The sequence below is a fragment of the Aeromonas sp. QDB11 genome (assembly GCF_027705265.1).
GTDB lineage: Bacteria > Pseudomonadota > Gammaproteobacteria > Enterobacterales > Aeromonadaceae > Aeromonas > Aeromonas allosaccharophila.
In genome coordinates this window covers 1-16,889 of record NZ_JAPDBM010000022.1, presented here as the reverse complement: position 1 = coordinate 16,889, position 16,889 = coordinate 1, and the positions used below count along the sequence as shown (strand labels likewise).

Sequence of the window (16,889 nt, the reverse complement as noted above, 5' to 3'; positions counted from 1 at the left end):
GTCAGCCTCTAACCGATTGTGAGCGGTCATTGTGGCCAATCCGTGCAGGCGACTCATTGCGTCAGCGCAGGTTTTTCCCATTTTTTGACGCAAGGGAAGAGCGGCGAATGTGCGGCGCGCGGGGCAACTTCGGCGAGGGGGGGCGCATAAATTTGGCATTTATTACGATATTTAGGCACTGGCGGTCACGGCTAAATTCCCCTTGGCCACCGCACAGCAAGGCATCAGCCCCGTCATGGCGTTTTCACACACTTTTCAAGGGGAAAGCGGGCTGTCGCATAACCTGCGCCATCCCAGAGCCCGCCTGCCCGCCAGCAAGATTTGATCGACTTATTAAAAGGGGATTTTGAACACTATTTTTTATTGTCACCGCCTGCGGTAAGTGTGTACACTCCGCGCCGATCCAAGGGCAACCCTGAAGTAGGCAGAGCCGCCAGAAACCCGACCGATCATACGCCTATAGGGCGAGGCACGCAGAAACGACAGACACTGCTGGGGAATGGTTTCTTTAATACCGGTTAGGCTCCGGTATCAGGGAGAACAACAGACTCTCATCCTTCATTTGACCGAGTGGGCCATCGGCTCATCATCTTCCCTTGTCATGGGCGGTCACTGACGGTGAGGTGGGCTGTGGTTGTTGTCGTCTATCAACACGCATGCGTGCTGGCGCCTTCGCTTCTCTTCCTTGGAACCCTCTCCTTCTGTCGGGATCGCTGCCGAATGATGAACTGACGGCGTGGCTGATGTCGTCTGTCATCAAAGTACCGCGGCGCCCCGTTAAAGGTGGCACCGCATACCGTTGAGCTTGATGTAAAGCCACCAGCCCCACATCAAGACTCGTTACTTCCCCAAGATCCACCAGGCAGCCTCTGGCTTGCCGCGATGTGCAAAGCGTTGGTTTGGGTGGCTGCGTCTCGTGATGGCAGCGCCCGCCGCACTCTGCACTAGATGGTCTGGATGTGATTGAGGGTAACGAAGGCGACTCTGGGTCGCTCATTTGCGAGGCATAGCCCATGACTAACTGGTCCAGCAAGGACTCCTTGAAGGTCTATAACGTTCCCTACTGGGGTGCGGGTTTTTTCAATATCAATGACGCCGGTCATGTGACCGTCGCCCCCGACAAATCACGCCCTGACGCGCATATCGTCATCTCTGATGCCATCGAACAGCTGCGTCAGTCCGGGCTGACCACCCCCGTGTTGCTGCGCTTCCCCGACATTCTCAAGAGTCGGGTCGATGCGCTGTTCAACGCCTTTGGTCAGGCCATCGAGAAGTCAGGCTATGAAGGGGACTACCTCTGCGTTTACCCGATCAAGGTAAACCAGCAGCGTCGTGTCATCGAGACCATCAGCCAGTCCTACAGCGACAAGCCCCGGCTTGGCCTGGAAGCTGGTTCCAAACCGGAACTGCTGGCCGTGCTGTCCCATCACCATGAGCAAGGCTCGGTGATCGTCTGCAACGGTTACAAAGACCGCGAATATATCCGCCACGCCCTGCTGGGCAACCTGATGGGCCACAAGGTCTACATCGTGGTGGAGAAGCCCTCCGAGCTGGAAATGGTGCTGGACGAGTCAGCTCGTCTCAACATCAAGCCCAACATCGGGGTGCGCGCCAAGCTCGCTTCCACCGGCTCCGGCATGTGGGAATCGAGCGGCGGCTCCATGTCCAAATTCGGTCTGTCAGCCTCCCAGATCCTGGCGCTGATCGAGCGTCTGCGCGGGCTGGGCAAGCTGGATTGCCTGCAACTGCTGCACTTCCATCTGGGTTCCCAGATCGCCAACATCCGCGACATTCAGGGCGGGATCCGCGAGTGCGGCCGTTTCTACGCTGAACTGCGTCGCCTCGGTGCCAACATCGAGGTAGTGGATGTGGGCGGCGGCCTGGGCGTGGACTACGAGGGAACCCGTTCCCAGAGCCACTGCTCCGCCAACTACAGCCTCTCCGAGTACGCCAACAACGTGGTGTGGGGCATCGGCGATGTCTGCCGCGAGTTCGACCTGCCGCACCCGACCATCATCAGCGAGTCCGGCCGTGCCCTGACCGCCCACCACGCCGTGCTGGTTACCAATATCATTGGTGCCGAAGGGGTGGAGATGAACGACATCAGCGCACCGGGCGAAGATGCCCCGACCATTCTGCAGAACATGTGGCAAGGCTGGCTGGATCTGCGCAGCGAAGATCCCTCCCTGCTGGAGATCTTCCACGACTCGGTTGCTGATCTGGGCGATGTAAACACCCAGTACACCATGGGCCTGCTCAACCTTGAGCAACGTGCCTGGGCCGAGATGCTGCACCAGAACACCTGTCTGGCGCTCAAAGAGCTGCTCAACCCGGTCAACCGCAACCACCGTGCGCTGGCTGACGAACTGAGCGAAAAGCTGGCGGACAAGTGCTTTGCCAACTTCTCCCTGTTCCAGTCCCTGCCGGATGCCTGGGGTATCGGTCAGGTGTTCCCGGTGATGCCGCTGGCTGGCCTCGAGCGTCCGCTTAGCCGTCGCGGTATCCTGATGGATATCACCTGTGACTCCGACGGTCAGGTCGAGCACTATGTCGACGGTCTGGGGGTCGAGAGCACCCTGCCGATGCCGGTCTACGGCGAGAACGAAGAGTGCCACGTCGGCTTCTTCCTGGTCGGTGCCTATCAGGAGATCCTCGGTGACCTGCACAACCTGTTCGGTGACACCCACTGCGCGGAAGTGTGGCTGGACGAGGAGGGCAAGATGGACATTCGCAACGTGGTGCGCGGCGACACCGTCGACCAGCTGCTGCGTTACGTCAACATCGACCCGTCCGTGATCCGCGAAAACTACCAGCGGATCGCCGCTCACCCGGCGCTGGACGATGCCACTCGCAAAGCCCTGCTCGACGAGCTGGAGCTGGGCCTGCAAGGCTACGCCTATCTGGAAGACGAATAAGCGCCCGCGCTTGACGTTCGCCGTGAAGGCATAAAAAAGGGAGGCATTTGCCTCCCTTTATTCTATCTGTTCCTCCTGTGGCCGTCAGGTCTGCGAGCTCAGCGCCTTGTGCAGATCCCGCTGCAACTGCTGATTGTCGTCTCTTTGCAGCTCCACAATACCCAATTGCAGTCCCTGCTCGATGGTGAGCGACCCATTCAACATGGCGTTGATGGCGGCTTCACTCAGCAGCATCACCCGGTCTTTTGGGTTTGGGCCGCTGGTGTGCAATTGGAGCAGTAGGGACTCTTTGCCTCGTACTCTGGACCAGAGTCCTGAGTCGATAAGCAGGATGGAGATCCCGCCGCCTACCCCTGCCTGCTGGAGTCGACTTTTGAGGGTTTGGAGCCATGCCTGGCTACGGGAGAAGCCGGCTTCGCCTGTCAGGGCTGCCAAGGGGGGCAACTGCTCACGGCTCACCGCAGTCGCCGTGGCCATGGCAATATTGACCGTACCCGGCCAGTTCTGTTCGAACGGATTGGGATAAAGGGCATCATAACCACAGCTCTGCCCCATCCCGGGGATGAGGCTGAGCAGGGCCATGCAGGCGCGCAAGGTGCGTTGCATCATGGCGTCACTATGTTGAACCAGAAGTTGAACTTGTCGAGCAGCGTGACGAAGTTGCTGAACGTCTGCTGATCACCCTCGATCTTGATTTCGCCGTTGGCGATCTTCTGCTCCATGGTGCCCTGACCGAGCTGGATATCATCCAGCGTCTTCTTGCTCAGGGTAATGGTCACATCAGGCTTGGCGGCATAGCGGGTAGTGTGGTTCAGCACCGAGTTCTCCAGACTCAGGGTATGTTTCTCGCCGATGTCGGTGAACGCCATGTTGATGACCATCTTCTTGCCCGCCGCTTTCTCGGGGTTAATGCGCACCGAGAGATAGTCAAACAGCATGCTGGGGCTCATGGCACGGATGGTATCCGGCGAGGCGGTCACGGTTCCGCCAACGTTAGGAACGCCATTTCGCAGCTCATAGGCACCTTGCAGATAGACGGAGCGCCACGGGCCGGATTCAGCCTGATAACCCAGCTGCTCCAGCGCATCTGCCAACAGCAGCTTGCCCTCTGCGTTGTTAGGGTTGGCAAACACCAGATGCTTGAGCACTTCTGCTACCCAGCGATACTCCCCCTTGTCGAACGAGGCCTTGGCCTTTTTAAGTACCTCCTGCTCGCCCCCCATGAACTCGATATATTTGGGGCCGACCATTTCGGGGGGCAGGTTGTCGAGATCGGAGGGGTTGCCGGAGTACCAGCCCATATAGCGCTGATAGACGGCGCGGCTGTTGTGGCGCAGGGTGCCGTAATAACCGCGGTTCGGCCAGAAGTCGTTGAGCTCTGGGGGGAGAGTGATCTGTTCCGAGATCTCCTCGCCGGTGTAGCCCATGTTCATCAGGCGCACCGACTGGTCATGGATGTATTTGTAGAGATCCCGCTGCTTCTTGAAGTAGTCGACGATGTTGGTATTGCCCCAGCGTGGCCAGTGGTGGCTCTGGAATTTGACCTCGGCCTGATCACCCCAGGTTTCGATGGTCTCGTTGAGAAAGCTGGCCCACTTCAGTGCATCGCGCACCTGGGCGCCGCGCAGGGTGAGGATGTTGTGCATGGTGTTGGTGGTGTTTTCGGCCATCCACAATGCTTTACTGTCCGGGAACCAGGTGTTCATCTCGGCGGGGGCTTCGGTGCCCGGGGTCATCTGGAAGACCATCTTGACGCCATCCACTGTCAGCGTCTCACCGGTTTTGGCGATAAAGCGGGTCGGCAGCAGCAGCGAGGGCACACCGGTGGAGGTGGTTTGCCCCAGCCCGCCGTTGACGCCCCCCTGCGGGTTGCGCGGCAGCAGGGCGCCGTACATGTAGACGGCGCGGCGGGCCATGGCATTGCCGGCGATGACGTTCTCCGACACCGCGTGTTCGGTAAATCCTTCCGGCGCGATGATCTCGACGCCGTTCTTTTTCACCTCGTCCAGCGAGTTGAACAGACCGGCGGCACCGCCGTAGTGATCCACGTGGGAGTGGCTGTAGACCACCGCGGTGACCGGACGCTCCCCTTGGGTCTTGTTGATGAAGGCCAGCGCCGCCTTGGCGGTTTGCGGGGAGATCAGCGGATCGAACACCACCCATCCCTTGTTGCCTTCGATAAAGGTGATGTTGGAGAGATCAAAGCCGCGAATCTGGTAAATCTTGTCGGTGACCTTGAACAAGCCGTATTGCATGTTGAGCTGGGCATTGCGCCACAGGCTCGGGTTGACGGTGTCCGGCGCGGCCTTGTCGAGGCCGATGTAGGTCTTGTACTGCTCCAGATCCCACACCACGTTGCCTTTGTCATCCTTGATGGTGAGGATCTCCGGTTTGGCGATAAAGCCACGCTTGGCATCCTCGAAGTCCTGCTTGTCATTGAAGGGGAGGGTAGTGAGTACCTGCTGGTTAGCCTTGATGGTAAATTCGCTCGCGGGCTTGGGGTCGATGGCGGCTTTGGCCGACTGCACAAGAGCAGGCTGCACAAGCAGTGCGCCACAGAGCAAGAGCGAGAAAATCGTGGGGGTGGAAAGCCTCGGTTTCATCGGTATGACTCCAGATGGTGGTGATGTGGATCGGCAGGGCTAAGTGTAGTCAGGCTCAAGTCAGCGAAGAGAAGGGAGATAAGGAAGAGAAGGGAGATAAGAGGGGGATGCTTGCGGTATAAAACGCCATCCGGGAGGAAAACAGCAGGAATTGCGCCCGCAGGAGCACAGCCGTTGCACACCTTGATCTGTATCAATATAGGTCGCAGTGGGTTGTTTTACGGTCAGGAGTGATGTTGATGGGATGTAACAAAAGGATGTGCATATGGAACTGAAAAGGGACCCGAGATGCTATACCGACGTCTGTATCGACGGTAAGTGGTATCACTACGACCACTGCAGCACCAACGTCTACATGCTGATGGGGGGCGCCGCGCCGAGCCTTCAGCTGGCCTATGAGCCGAGCAGCGAAGAGGAGCTGATCGAGATGCTCCAGCAGTTGGCCCGCTTCTGAGTCACAAGATTAACGCCTCGCCATATGGCCATCGGGCACGTTGCCACGATGGCCACCACTCTTTATCGCTGCAGCTTATCTCAGCGAGTTTTTTTGCCAAATAGCCCCTTGCCTAGCTCCAGCATGGCGACGGCCGCGGCATAGCTGCTATCAGACTTGCCTATCTCGTCCGCTACATAGAGAAAGTTGGATTGGTACTTCTCGACGGCCTCTCGCGGGCTGGTTGCGTCAATAAAGTCTTCTTCCACCTCGAATCCTTGGGTCAGCAGTGCCGCCTTTTCACTCAGAAAGGTCAGTGATGCCATGTCGATAAAGGTGTATTGCTGCCGATTGGACGCCGGAACGGTAAAAAACTGGTATCTGGCCATGGGCAAATCCTCGCTTGAAGCGGGTGATAGATGACGTGACGCTGGTTTTAATCTGTGGCTCGCAGGCGGCTTGCTTGCCTCGACGTCGCAGACAATGCGTGTCGGGAATGCCGCATTTTGTTTTCGTTCGAGACTACTTTGTTGGCGTCTGTCCGGCAAGTGGGGCACAGGGATTTTCTGGATGATCCGTGCAACTGAGACGTTGTTGGCAGGCGCCCGATCGGGATAATACCGGGCTCATATTGAGCCCGGCTTGTCAGCGTTCTGTCACAGCACGAAGCTCTGCACTATGGCGCGCAGCTGTTCGGTGAGCTGGTGGATCTGGCGGGCGGCATCGCGAGCGGCGTTGGCCACTTGCAGCGCCTCATCGCTGCCATCCGAGATGCGCACCACGTTGCGTTCGATCTCGTTGACCACGGCGCCCTGCTGCTCGATGGCGCTGGCGATGATGGCGTTGGTATCGACCATCCGATCCACCTTCTCGGTGATGGCACCGAAGGCCTGTTGCGCCTCCTGCGCCAAACCGACCCCCTCCTGCGCTTCATGGCTGGCCGCCGACATGGCGGTGACCGAGGCGCGGGCGCCGGATTGCAGCTGTTCGATCATCTGCTGGATCTCGACGGTGGCGCCCTGGGTGCGGTTGGCAAGAGACCGCACCTCGTCGGCGACCACCGCAAAGCCGCGACCCTGTTCACCGGCCCGGGCCGCTTCGATGGCGGCGTTGAGGGCCAGCAGATTGGTCTGTTCGGCGATGCCACGGATCACGCTGATGACGCCGCCAATCTGGCTGCACTGCTGCTCCAGCTGGCCGATGGTCTCGGCGGTGCGCAGCACTTCGCGGTTGATATGGTCGATGGCCTTGATGGTGCGCTCCACCACATCCTCGCCCTGACCGACCACGTTCTGTGCCTCCTGGGTCATGCGGGCGGCTTGCAGGGCGTTGCCCGCCATGTCCTGGGAGGTGGCGGCCAGCTCCTTGATGGCGGTGGCGACCTGATGGGTCTCCCCTTGCTGATCGGCAATCACCTCCTGCGAGCGGCAGGTGCGCGCTTCGATCTCGGTGGCGCTCTCCACCACGGTGACGCCATTTTCCCGCACCCGCAGCATCAGGGTGCGCAGGGTCTCCAGCGTCACGTTGTAATCCCGGCTGATGGCGGCCAGCTCGTCCTGACCGACGATCTCGATATGCTGGCTGAGATCCTGGGCGTTGACCCGGGCGGCAATATCACGCACTCGCGCCACAGTTTCGCGCAGGGAGAGGTAGGCGCCGATCATCAGGTAGAGGTAGAGCAGCAAGCTGGCGGTCAGCGGCGCGGTGACCCACCAGAAGTGGCGTTGGTTGGCGGCCAGCCGCTGACGCAGATCGGCCTCCAGCCGCTGGCGTACATGGCCTGCCAGCGCGGTGATGGCCTCGTCCATCTTATCCCCCAGTGCTTGCACCTCCTTGGTGGAGAGCTGCACCAGCTGATCCTTCATCATCTTGTTTTCCATGGTCTCGACCCCCTGACGCACCAGCTGCATCAGGGCATCGGTCTGCTGACCCAGCTCGGCGCGGTAGGCCGGTTCGATCTGGTAGAGCAGGGTCAGATCAGCCTCCAGCTCCTGCAGGGTGGCGCTGATAAGATCAAGACGAAAACGCAGGCCGCTGTAGCCCTCTGCCTGAAACAGGCCGAAGTCGGCGATGGTGGCGGCGCGATCCCGCACCTGGGCCAGCAGGTCGCGCAGTTGCGGCAACCGCTCGCTGGCGAGGATCACCATGTAGTAGGTACCGAGCGCCGGATCCTGGATCAGGCTGCTGGCGGCGGTGATGTGCTTGTAGAGGTGGCGCACCTCGGTCAGCAGCTTGTCGTGGCGCAGGTTGCTCTGCTCCACCTCCAGCTTGCCCGCTTCACTCTGCAAGGCGGCCCAGCCCTGCTGGATCTCCTCAAAGGAGGGGGTGTTCTGGCGGGTGTCGGCAAAGGCCTGCAGGCTCAGCTCCACCGCTTGTGCCGCTGCCTTGAGCTGATCGTCACCGACCGGATCCACCTCATAGGCGTGGCGGGTCATCAGATTGCGATGGGTGAGCAGGGCCTGTTCGATGGCGGGAATGGGGGCGAGATTGACCACGCCGGCCAGCTCCCGGTTGGCCTGGGCGTTGTCATCCTGCAGCCGTCCCAGCAGATTGGTCATGCTGTAGGCCAGTGGCAGCAGCATCAGGCAGGACCAGAGCAGGAATTTGTATTTGAAGGAGAGCTGATTGCCCAGCCGGATGGCCGGGTTGAAAATCCATTTCATATGAGGCCTCGATACCCGATAGGACGGGTCTATGCGGTGATGCCTGAATAGTACTCTGCGCAGGCCCCCTTGGGGGAGGCCGCATTGCAAGTTGTGATCTCTCTGGCTTTTTGCCCAGACGCATCCTCTGACGCAATAGAAAACGGGCCACCCGAAGGTGACCCGTTGTTGATGAAGGAATGTCCGGTTGCAACCGATCAGTTGAACGCCAGGAAGGGCGAGACACAGAGCAGCAGGCCGGTGACGATGATGATGTAAAGGGAGGTGCCCTTGTACTTGTGCAGCGCCGGTACCTGATAGACCAGATAGGCCGGGATGAGGCAACCCACCATGCCGAAGATGGGGCTGCAGATGGAGGTGAAGCTCAGCACCGGTGCGTTGAGCACGATGGCGCCCCAGGAGAGCATGACGGTAAACACCATGATCCCTTTGCCTACCAGACCCTTGTTGATGCGGTTTTCCGGCATCACGCGGCGCAGCAGGTTCATCGCCAGACCCTGACAGGCTTCACGGAAACCGAGGTAAACGCCGAAGTAGGCGGTCATCACCGCGAAGATGTTGAGGGTCAGGCTCAAGAGCTTGAGGGTCTGGCCAGGCATGCCCTGGGCCACCAGGGCCAGTGCGGAGATGTTCTCCTCGGAGGCTTTGACCGCCTGATCGTGACCCATGGCCAGGGTGAAGGAGACAGCATAGAAGAACACCACCACGAACAGGATGCCGAAGGCGATATTCATGGCGCGCATCGCCTTGAAGCGAGCCACTTCCAGCGACTTCTCCCGGGAGCGGTAGGAGATCACCATGGGGCTCAGGCTCTGGATAAAGAGGATGGAGGTGAGGGTGAAGGGGAGCATGATGATGGCATCCTTCATCCAGTCACCGGCCGCGGGCATGGCGGTGATGTTGGCCGCATCCCACTTGTCCACCATCATCAGGCCGAGCACGGCCACCACGGTGATCTTGGTCAGCACCATAAAGGTAGAGATCTTGAACAGCATGTTCTCGCCGCGCGATGCCAGTGCCACCAGACCGCAGATCAGCACCAGACCGTAGAGCGGGTTTTCGGAGAGCAGGCCGTCGGTGACGCCGAAGCTCTGCAGGAAGGAGGCGCTGTCATTGGTGATGGCGGTGGAGTAGACGAAGACCCAGATCACCAGCATCACGAAGTAGAGCGCGCCGAGCAGCATGCCCCAGTTCTTGCCGAGGTAACCGGTGATGACGCTGGGGTAATCCTTGCACTCCGGCGAGGTGGCCAGGGTGTTGATAAAGAGGCGCTGGAACATGTACATGGCCGGGTAGCCGATCACCGCAGAGAGCAGAAAGACCCACAAGCCCATCAGACCAACCTGTACCGGCAGGAAGACGATCCCTGCGCCGATGGCCATGCCGATGCTCATGATGATCCAGCCCCAGTCGGTGCTGTCGAAGCGAACCGCTTCTTTCCATTCCAGGGTGCCCATCGCGGGGCTGGTGAGAGTAGTGCTGTGCGCGTCCATTAAAACCTTCTTTTTTGTAGGGATGTGGGAAAGCGGCGCAAATATAGTTGAATGAATGCGTTGCAAACAATGCCCAAGACGATACTTTTGTTCAAATCAGGACCGTGATCACGGTTTATATTGAGGCAAAAGATGCTTTTTACGCCTTTTTTGTATCTTTTTGTTGAATGGATAAAATAAAAAGCAAATAATGTTGAGCGAAAAGAGATTCATGATTGCAAAAAAAATTGCATAAATAGGAGTGGCTATATGAAAAGCATCATCACAGCAGCAGCGGCACCTGACGCTATCGGTCCCTACAGCCATGGCACTGCCTACGGCGATCTCATCTTCACTTCAGGTCAGCTGCCGGTCTGCAAACAGTTGGGCGGCGTGGTCGAAGGGGGCATTGCGGCCCAGACCCGCCAGTCACTGGAGAACCTGAAATCCGTGCTGGAAGCCGCGGGTGGCTCGCTGGATACCGTGCTCAAGACCACTTGCTACCTCGCCGAGATCAGCGATTTTGCCGCGTTCAACGAGGTCTATAAAGCCTATTTCCAGAAAGATTGTCCGGCGCGCAGCTGCTTTGCAGTGAAAGATCTGCCGATGGGCGTCAAGGTTGAAGTGGAAGCGATCGCCCATATCGCTCGTTAATGCTGATAAAAAGGTTCAAGTGATGAAACAAGCGTGGCAGCAGTATCTGCAGATTATTCAACAGGTTGTCAAACCAGCGCTGGGTTGTACCGAGCCAATCGCCGCCGCCTATGCCGCGGCTGTCGCCGCCCGGCAGCTGGACTGTGAGCCCCGCCGCCTCGAGGTCGCGGTGTCGGATAATCTCTACAAAAACTCGATGGGTGTCTATGTACCGGGCACCGGCAAGATCGGTCTGGCCATTGCGGCGGCCGCCGGTGCTATCGGCGGTAACGCCGACGCCGGACTGGAAGTGCTGGCCGCCATTCAGCCCGAGCAAGTAATCACAGCCCAGGGGCTGATCGATGCTGGCAACGTGCAGGTGAGCCGCACCGCTGCCCCCGAGTTTATCTTCTGCCGCGTGACCGTTTATGGCACGGATGAGCATGGTGAAGAGCACAGCGCCGAAGTGACCCTGTGTGGCGGCCATACCCGCATCGTCGAGCAGCGCCGTGATGGCGAGGTGACCTTCACCGCCGATCAGAGCCAGAGCGGTGCCACCGGTTCCATCTGCGATGGCGTCGATATCAGCATCGCCGCCATCTACGAGTTCGCCACCCAGGTGGAGTTCGAGCAGATCAAGTTCATCCTCAAAGCCTCCGAGCTCAACGGCAAGCTCTCTGCCGAGGGGATGAACAACCCCTATGGCCTGGAGATCGGCCGCACCATGCAGCAGAACATCAATGCCGGCCTCATCGGCGAGGATGTGATGAACCGCATCGTGATGATGACGGCGGCGGCCTCCGATGCCCGCATGGGGGGCGCGACCTTGCCAGCCATGAGCAACTTCGGCAGCGGCAACCAGGGCATTGCCGCCACCATTCCGGTTATGGTGATTGCCGAGCGCTTTGCGGCCAGCGAAGAGCAGCTGGCTCGCGCCCTTATCATGAGCCATCTGGGCGCCATCTATATCAAGTCCCACTATCCACCGCTGTCGGCCTTCTGTGGCAACACCGTGACCAGCGCGGCCGCCTCCATGGCCATGGTCTATCTGGCGGGCGGCAGCTTCGAGCAATCCTGCTTCGCCATCCAGAACGTGCTGAGCGACAGTGCCGGTATGGTGTGCGACGGGGCGAAAGCCTCCTGCGCCATGAAGGTGAGTACCTCCTCCGGCGCGGCGGTACGCGGCTTCCTGATGGCCCTCAACAGCCACTCGGTGTCGGGTCAGGGAATTGTGGCAGGCAATGTGGATCAGACCATCCGCAACGTCGGTCAGATGGTGAAGGAAGGCATGTCTGCCACAGACACCACCATTATTGATATCATGTCCGCCTGATGTCCCTGTCGGTTGCTGTACTGCCATCCCCCCGCGTGCAGCAACCCTTGCAAGAAGGTCCCATTGTGAAGCTGCAAGAGTTGAGCCCGAGCGATTTTGAGATCCTCAAGTCGATGGAGAACATAGTGGACGGCATCGCCGCCATGTATGGCCAGCACACCGAGGTGCTGCTCCACAGTCTGGATGTGCGCAATCCCTCGATCGTCAAGATTGCCAACGGCCATATCACCGGCCGCAGTGTCGGCGCTCCCATCACCAACCTGGCGATGATGAAGCTCAAGAGCGGGCAGGATATCTCCAGCCCCTACATGACCAAGTGCGCCACCGGCAAGACCCTGCGCTCCATCACCACCGTGATCCGCAACGGGGAGCACAGGGCCATCGGACTGTTCTGCATCAACAGCGACATGGATGCCCCGTTGCAATCCGTGCTGCGCACCATGATGCCGGAGTGCATGAATCCCCACGAGAGTCATGCCACCCCGGAGGTGTTTGCCCGCAACATCGACGAGGCGCTCAACAGCACCATCGACACCGTCAGTGCCGAGGTGCGTGGCAACGAGGCGGTGCCCCCGTCCCAGAAGACCCGGGTCATCGTCAACCAGTTGCACGACATGGGGATCTTTGAACTGAAAGACAGTGCCCAGATCGCCGCGCGCCAGCTCGGCATCTCGGTCCACTCCATCTACCGCTATCTGCGGGAGATCAAGAAGGGCTGAGCCGGTTCACTCTGGCCAAATTGACAGCAAACGGGTCGGCACTGACCCGTTTTTTACGCCTGCGTTTACACGTCTGTTTGGGCCATCCCCCGGGCTCATCTGCTATCATCGTCCCCCTTATTTTTCTATCTATCTGAACGTGCTGGAGAAACAATGTCCCGACTCATCTATCTGCTGCGCCACGGCCAGACCCGATTCAATGCCGAGCAGCGTCTGCAGGGGCGTTGCAACTCCGATCTGACCGACAAGGGCGAGGCGCAAGCCATCGCCATGGGGCGGCGGCTTGCCGACGAACTAGTGGACCCCGCTCGCTGGACCGTCTACGCCAGTCCGCTCGGCCGTGCCCGCCAAACCGCGCTGCTGGTGTGCGAGCAACTGGGGTTGGCGGCGGATCGCATCGTCTGGGATGATCGGTTGATGGAGCTGGGCATGGGAGAGTGGGAGAGCTGCCAGATCCCGGCGCTGCGGCTCGCCCACCCCGAACTCGATACCGGCAAGGGGGATTGGTATCTGCAGGCTCCGGGGGCGGAGAGTTTCGAGAGCATTCAGCGCCGGGCACACCAGTGGTTGCAGGATCCAGCGATCGCCGAGCGGGCCATCGTCATCTCCCACGGTCTGCTCGGTGCCATGCTGCGCGGTGTCTATGCCGATCTCGACTATGAGGCGACCTGGGCACAGGAGTTGCCGCAAGATGCCTTCTATAAGCTGCAGGATGGCCACATCACCCGCATTGCCTGCTGACTGCTGCTGACGGCGGTGAGCGTGGTAGGCGTTGGGTTGAATGGGGTTGCGATCAGGGGATCAGGATCCACTCTCGTCTGACCCCGTTGTATACCGAGCTCAGGCCATATCGTTGCCAGATGTCGGCCATGGCATCGTCGAATACCCCCAGCGTGAGGGCGGCGCGCAGGCGTTTCACAGTGCTGGGTGGCAGTTGCGGGTGACAGGCCAGCCAGCGTTCGACCCGGGCCAGCACCATCACCCGCTGGACCGGTTTCCCTTGGACGGGGGCGCTCACCAGCTCGGGGAGTACGTCACTGATCAGCAGATCGAAGCGACCCGCCTGCAGCATGGCGATACCCTGGCCAGCCTTGGGCAGCAGTTCGTAGCGGATCGCCGCATTGTCGAGGAGCTCTCTCAGCTCGGCCACATCGATGGCACCAATGCGATAGTTGCGCAGCGCCTCGATATTGCTCAGCGGTTTCACTGTGCCCTGCCGGGCATAAACTGCCAGGGTGATCGGGGCAATACGTGCTACATAGCGGAGGGTTTCGGCATTTTCGGCGGAAAAGTGCACGGCAAGCCCGCAGCTGTTTGGCTCGGTCGTCACTATCTTGAGCAGGCGGCGCATCGGCTTGGCCTGAAAGTGGATCTTGATATCCTGCTGCTGCGCCAGACGGGCAAAGGCATCGACATAGGGGCCGCTCAGCCCCTCTTTGCTGACCTGAATGAAGGGGGCGTAGGCATCCGCATAGATGTTCAATACCGGCTCGGCTGATGCGAATCGGCACCACAACGCCAACAATACCCACCATCCTCTCATCGCCTCTCCTAAGGATGTACAACCAGTTCCACGGGGGTCTGAACTATGCCGGGCAAATCGGCTTGGGGCGTGTTCTGGGCCAGCGCCTTGAGAGCGAGATCGAGGGCATATTGTGCCTGCTTGCCCGGATACTGGTCTGCCGTTGCCGCGACAGAGCCATCGCTGAGGTAAGAGTGGATCCCCGGAATGTTGTCATAGCCGCCGAGCAACACCTTGCCCTTTAGCCCTAACTCAGCCAGCGCTTGAGCGGCACCGATAGCCATATTGTCATTGCCACAGAGCAGCGCTTTGACATCCGGAGTTGCCTTGAGGAGATCGATAGTTGCGCTCTTGCCCTGAGCAACGTCCCAGTAGCCGCTGCGCACTCCGGCCACTACCATGTCAGCGGCCCGTAGGGCGGCCCGGAATCCGTCACTGCGCGCCCGGCTGTTGATGGCGCCGGGAGGCCCTTCTATCAGACCTACCTTGCTGCCTGCTGGCAGTGCTTTGGCGACATATTCTCCGACACTGCGTGCGCCGACAAAGTTGCTGGGGCCGACGAAGGGGATATTGACCCCCTCCAGCACCAGCGCACGGTCATCGAGTTTATTGTCCATGTTGATGACCAGAATGCCTGCTTGGATGGCCTCCATCAGTACGGGCAGCATGGCGACCGAATCGGTCGGAACCACGATCAATGCGTCCACTTTTTGGGCAATCATGGTGCGGATGATCGCCTCCTGACCGCTGACATCGACCTCTTGCTGGATGCCTTCCAGTTGTAGTGTGAGGGCCTCCGGATGGGCTTTGGCGTAGCGTTGGGCCCCTTTCGCCATCTCGATGAAGAACTCATTGCGAACGGATTTGAGCACCATGCCGATGGTCGGTTTGGCTGATACCTCACTGACCGCAAACAGTGCCACGGCCGCCCACAGCAAGCATTTTTGCCAACATCTGGTCATGTTACCTCCGCCCTGTCGGGCTAATCATCCAGCGCCACGATGTTGTCCAAGTATATGTCAGCCATCAGCCGGAGCAGGCTTTGGGGACAAGGTAACCAAGCGGGCGACAATGAGGTTTGGCAATGGCGGTAAAGCGGGGATAGCGCACCGGGATCGGCCGATAACGGCTGGCAGTCGTTGGCATCAAAACAGATGACTGCTTTTCGTTTAATTCGACAGCAGACCAGTCGATTTTTGCCGCCGTTCAACACATCAGAGCACCTTATCGCGGCAAGATGAGGTATCTTATGCCCCGATTTCATCCATTAAACGGATCCGAGACTCCATATGATCATCAAACCCAAGGTTCGCGGCTTTATCTGCACCACCACTCATCCGGTCGGTTGTGAAGCCAATGTTCGTCGCCAGATTGCTTATACCAAAGCCAAGGGCACCATCGAGAATGGTCCCAAGAAGGTGCTGGTGATCGGCGCTTCCACCGGTTATGGCCTGGCCTCCCGGATTGCGGCTGCCTTCGGTAGCGGCGCCGCCACCCTCGGCGTCTTCTTTGAAAAAGCGGGCACCGAGTCCAAGACCGGTACCGCTGGCTGGTACAACTCCGCCGCCTTCGACAAGGCCGCCAAAGAGGCGGGTCTCTATGCCAAGAGCGTCAACGGCGATGCCTTCTCCAACGAGTGCCGTGCCAAGGTGATCGAGCTTATCAAGCAGGATCTGGGTCAAATCGATCTGGTGGTCTACTCCCTGGCCTCTCCGGTGCGCAAGATGCCGGACACCGGCGAAGTGGTGCGCTCTGCCCTCAAACCGATCGGCGAGGTCTACACCACCACCGCGATCGACACCAACAAGGATCAGATCATCACCGCCACCGTCGAGCCGGCGAACGAGGAAGAGATCCAGAACACCATCACAGTGATGGGCGGTCAGGATTGGGAGCTGTGGATGGCTGCCCTGCGTGATGCAGGCGTGCTGGCCGACGGCGCCAAGTCCGTGGCTTACTCCTACATCGGCACCGATCTGACCTGGCCAATCTACTGGCACGGCACCCTGGGCCGCGCCAAGGAAGATCTGGACCGCGCCGCTGCCGCCATCCGTGGTGACCTGGCTGCCAAGGGCGGCACCGCTCATGTGGCTGTGCTGAAATCGGTAGTGACCCAGGCCTCCTCCGCCATTCCGGTGATGCCGCTCTATATCTCCATGGCTTTCAAGATCATGAAGGAGAAGGGCATTCACGAGGGCTGCATGGAGCAGGTGGATCGCATGATGCGTACTCGCCTCTACGCGTCCGACATGGCGCTGGACGAGCAGGCCCGCATCCGCATGGATGACTGGGAACTGCGTGAAGACGTGCAGCAGACCTGCCGCGACCTGTGGCCGTCCATCACCAGCGAGAACCTCTCCGAGCTGACTGATTACACCGGCTACAAGCAGGAGTTCCTGCGCCTGTTCGGTTTCGGTCTGGACGAGGTCGATTACGATGCGGATGTGAATCCGGACGTGAAATTCGACGTTGTCGAACTCTGAGTCTGACTCAAGTGAAAACAGGGCCCCGCGGGGCCCTAATGCCGATCAGTTAAGGATCCATTGACCGATCCTGCTGATGTGTAAAAATCCGACACCTGTTGATTTGGTTTCGG

The 16,889-nt window shown here is 59.4% G+C and carries 14 protein-coding genes; 7 read left to right on the top strand and 7 right to left on the bottom strand.

Features of this window, described 5'->3' with window-relative positions; genetic code table 11:
• The first annotated feature begins 1,013 nt into the window (after positions 1–1,013).
• Complete coding sequence (speA, locus tag OKC40_RS09520) at positions 1,014–2,915, top strand: biosynthetic arginine decarboxylase (RefSeq protein WP_270794952.1); 1,902 nt, start codon at positions 1,014–1,016, stop codon at positions 2,913–2,915.
• A gap of 84 nt (positions 2,916–2,999) precedes the next feature.
• Here speA and OKC40_RS09515 read toward each other — a convergent pair whose 3' ends face one another.
• Both OKC40_RS09515 and OKC40_RS09510 read right to left on the bottom strand, forming a co-directional pair.
• Positions 3,000–3,524 (bottom strand): hypothetical protein, encoded by a 525-nt coding sequence (locus OKC40_RS09515; RefSeq protein WP_270794950.1) that lies wholly within the window; start codon positions 3,522–3,524, stop codon positions 3,000–3,002.
• A complete protein-coding gene (locus OKC40_RS09510) occupies positions 3,521–5,518 on the bottom strand; it encodes an alkyl/aryl-sulfatase (RefSeq protein ID WP_270794948.1) in 1,998 nt (665 codons plus the stop codon). Before OKC40_RS09510 ends, OKC40_RS09515 begins: the two co-directional genes overlap by 4 nt.
• Before the next feature lie 265 nt (positions 5,519–5,783).
• Between OKC40_RS09510 and OKC40_RS09505 the strand changes: the two genes are divergently transcribed.
• A complete protein-coding gene (locus OKC40_RS09505) occupies positions 5,784–5,972 on the top strand; it encodes a hypothetical protein (RefSeq protein WP_042655959.1) in 189 nt (62 codons plus the stop codon).
• An 80-nt stretch (positions 5,973–6,052) separates the two neighbouring features.
• Here OKC40_RS09505 and OKC40_RS09500 read toward each other — a convergent pair whose 3' ends face one another.
• From OKC40_RS09500 to OKC40_RS09490, 3 genes are all read right to left on the bottom strand, one after another.
• Positions 6,053–6,340: a hypothetical protein gene (locus OKC40_RS09500; protein WP_270794947.1), complete on the bottom strand. Its 288-nt coding sequence runs from the start codon at positions 6,338–6,340 to the stop codon at positions 6,053–6,055.
• A 267-nt stretch (positions 6,341–6,607) separates the two neighbouring features.
• The gene (locus tag OKC40_RS09495; protein WP_270794945.1) at positions 6,608–8,614 is read right to left on the bottom strand and encodes a methyl-accepting chemotaxis protein; all 2,007 of its coding nucleotides are present in this window, start codon (positions 8,612–8,614) and stop codon (positions 6,608–6,610) included.
• Between the two features lie 197 nt (positions 8,615–8,811).
• Positions 8,812–10,107, bottom strand: a complete 1,296-nt coding sequence (locus OKC40_RS09490; RefSeq protein WP_101316984.1) for an amino acid permease — start codon at positions 10,105–10,107, stop codon at positions 8,812–8,814.
• 249 nt (positions 10,108–10,356) lie between these two features.
• Between OKC40_RS09490 and OKC40_RS09485 the strand changes: the two genes are divergently transcribed.
• The 4 genes from OKC40_RS09485 to OKC40_RS09470 all read left to right on the top strand — a co-directional run bounded on the left by OKC40_RS09485 (position 10,357) and on the right by OKC40_RS09470 (position 13,512).
• A complete protein-coding gene (locus OKC40_RS09485; protein ID WP_075112586.1) occupies positions 10,357–10,740 on the top strand; it encodes a Rid family detoxifying hydrolase in 384 nt (127 codons plus the stop codon).
• 22 nt (positions 10,741–10,762) lie between these two features.
• Positions 10,763–12,052 (top strand): L-cysteine desulfidase family protein, encoded by a 1,290-nt coding sequence (locus OKC40_RS09480; protein ID WP_270794942.1) that lies wholly within the window; start codon positions 10,763–10,765, stop codon positions 12,050–12,052.
• A 65-nt stretch (positions 12,053–12,117) separates the two neighbouring features.
• The gene (locus OKC40_RS09475; protein ID WP_270794941.1) at positions 12,118–12,771 is read left to right on the top strand and encodes a helix-turn-helix transcriptional regulator; all 654 of its coding nucleotides are present in this window, start codon (positions 12,118–12,120) and stop codon (positions 12,769–12,771) included.
• 153 nt (positions 12,772–12,924) lie between these two features.
• On the top strand, positions 12,925–13,512 hold the full coding sequence (locus OKC40_RS09470) for a histidine phosphatase family protein (protein WP_270794940.1): 588 nt from the start codon (positions 12,925–12,927) through the stop codon (positions 13,510–13,512).
• Between the two features lie 52 nt (positions 13,513–13,564).
• Here OKC40_RS09470 and OKC40_RS09465 read toward each other — a convergent pair whose 3' ends face one another.
• Together OKC40_RS09465 and OKC40_RS09460 are read right to left on the bottom strand one after the other, a co-directional pair.
• Positions 13,565–14,314: a hypothetical protein gene (locus tag OKC40_RS09465; RefSeq protein WP_182969375.1), complete on the bottom strand. Its 750-nt coding sequence runs from the start codon at positions 14,312–14,314 to the stop codon at positions 13,565–13,567.
• A gap of 8 nt (positions 14,315–14,322) precedes the next feature.
• On the bottom strand, positions 14,323–15,255 hold the full coding sequence (locus OKC40_RS09460; protein ID WP_182969374.1) for a sugar ABC transporter substrate-binding protein: 933 nt from the start codon (positions 15,253–15,255) through the stop codon (positions 14,323–14,325).
• A gap of 327 nt (positions 15,256–15,582) precedes the next feature.
• Between OKC40_RS09460 and fabV the strand changes: the two genes are divergently transcribed.
• Positions 15,583–16,776: an enoyl-ACP reductase FabV gene (fabV, locus tag OKC40_RS09455; protein ID WP_005344170.1), complete on the top strand. Its 1,194-nt coding sequence runs from the start codon at positions 15,583–15,585 to the stop codon at positions 16,774–16,776.
• Positions 16,777–16,889: the final 113 nt, after the last annotated feature.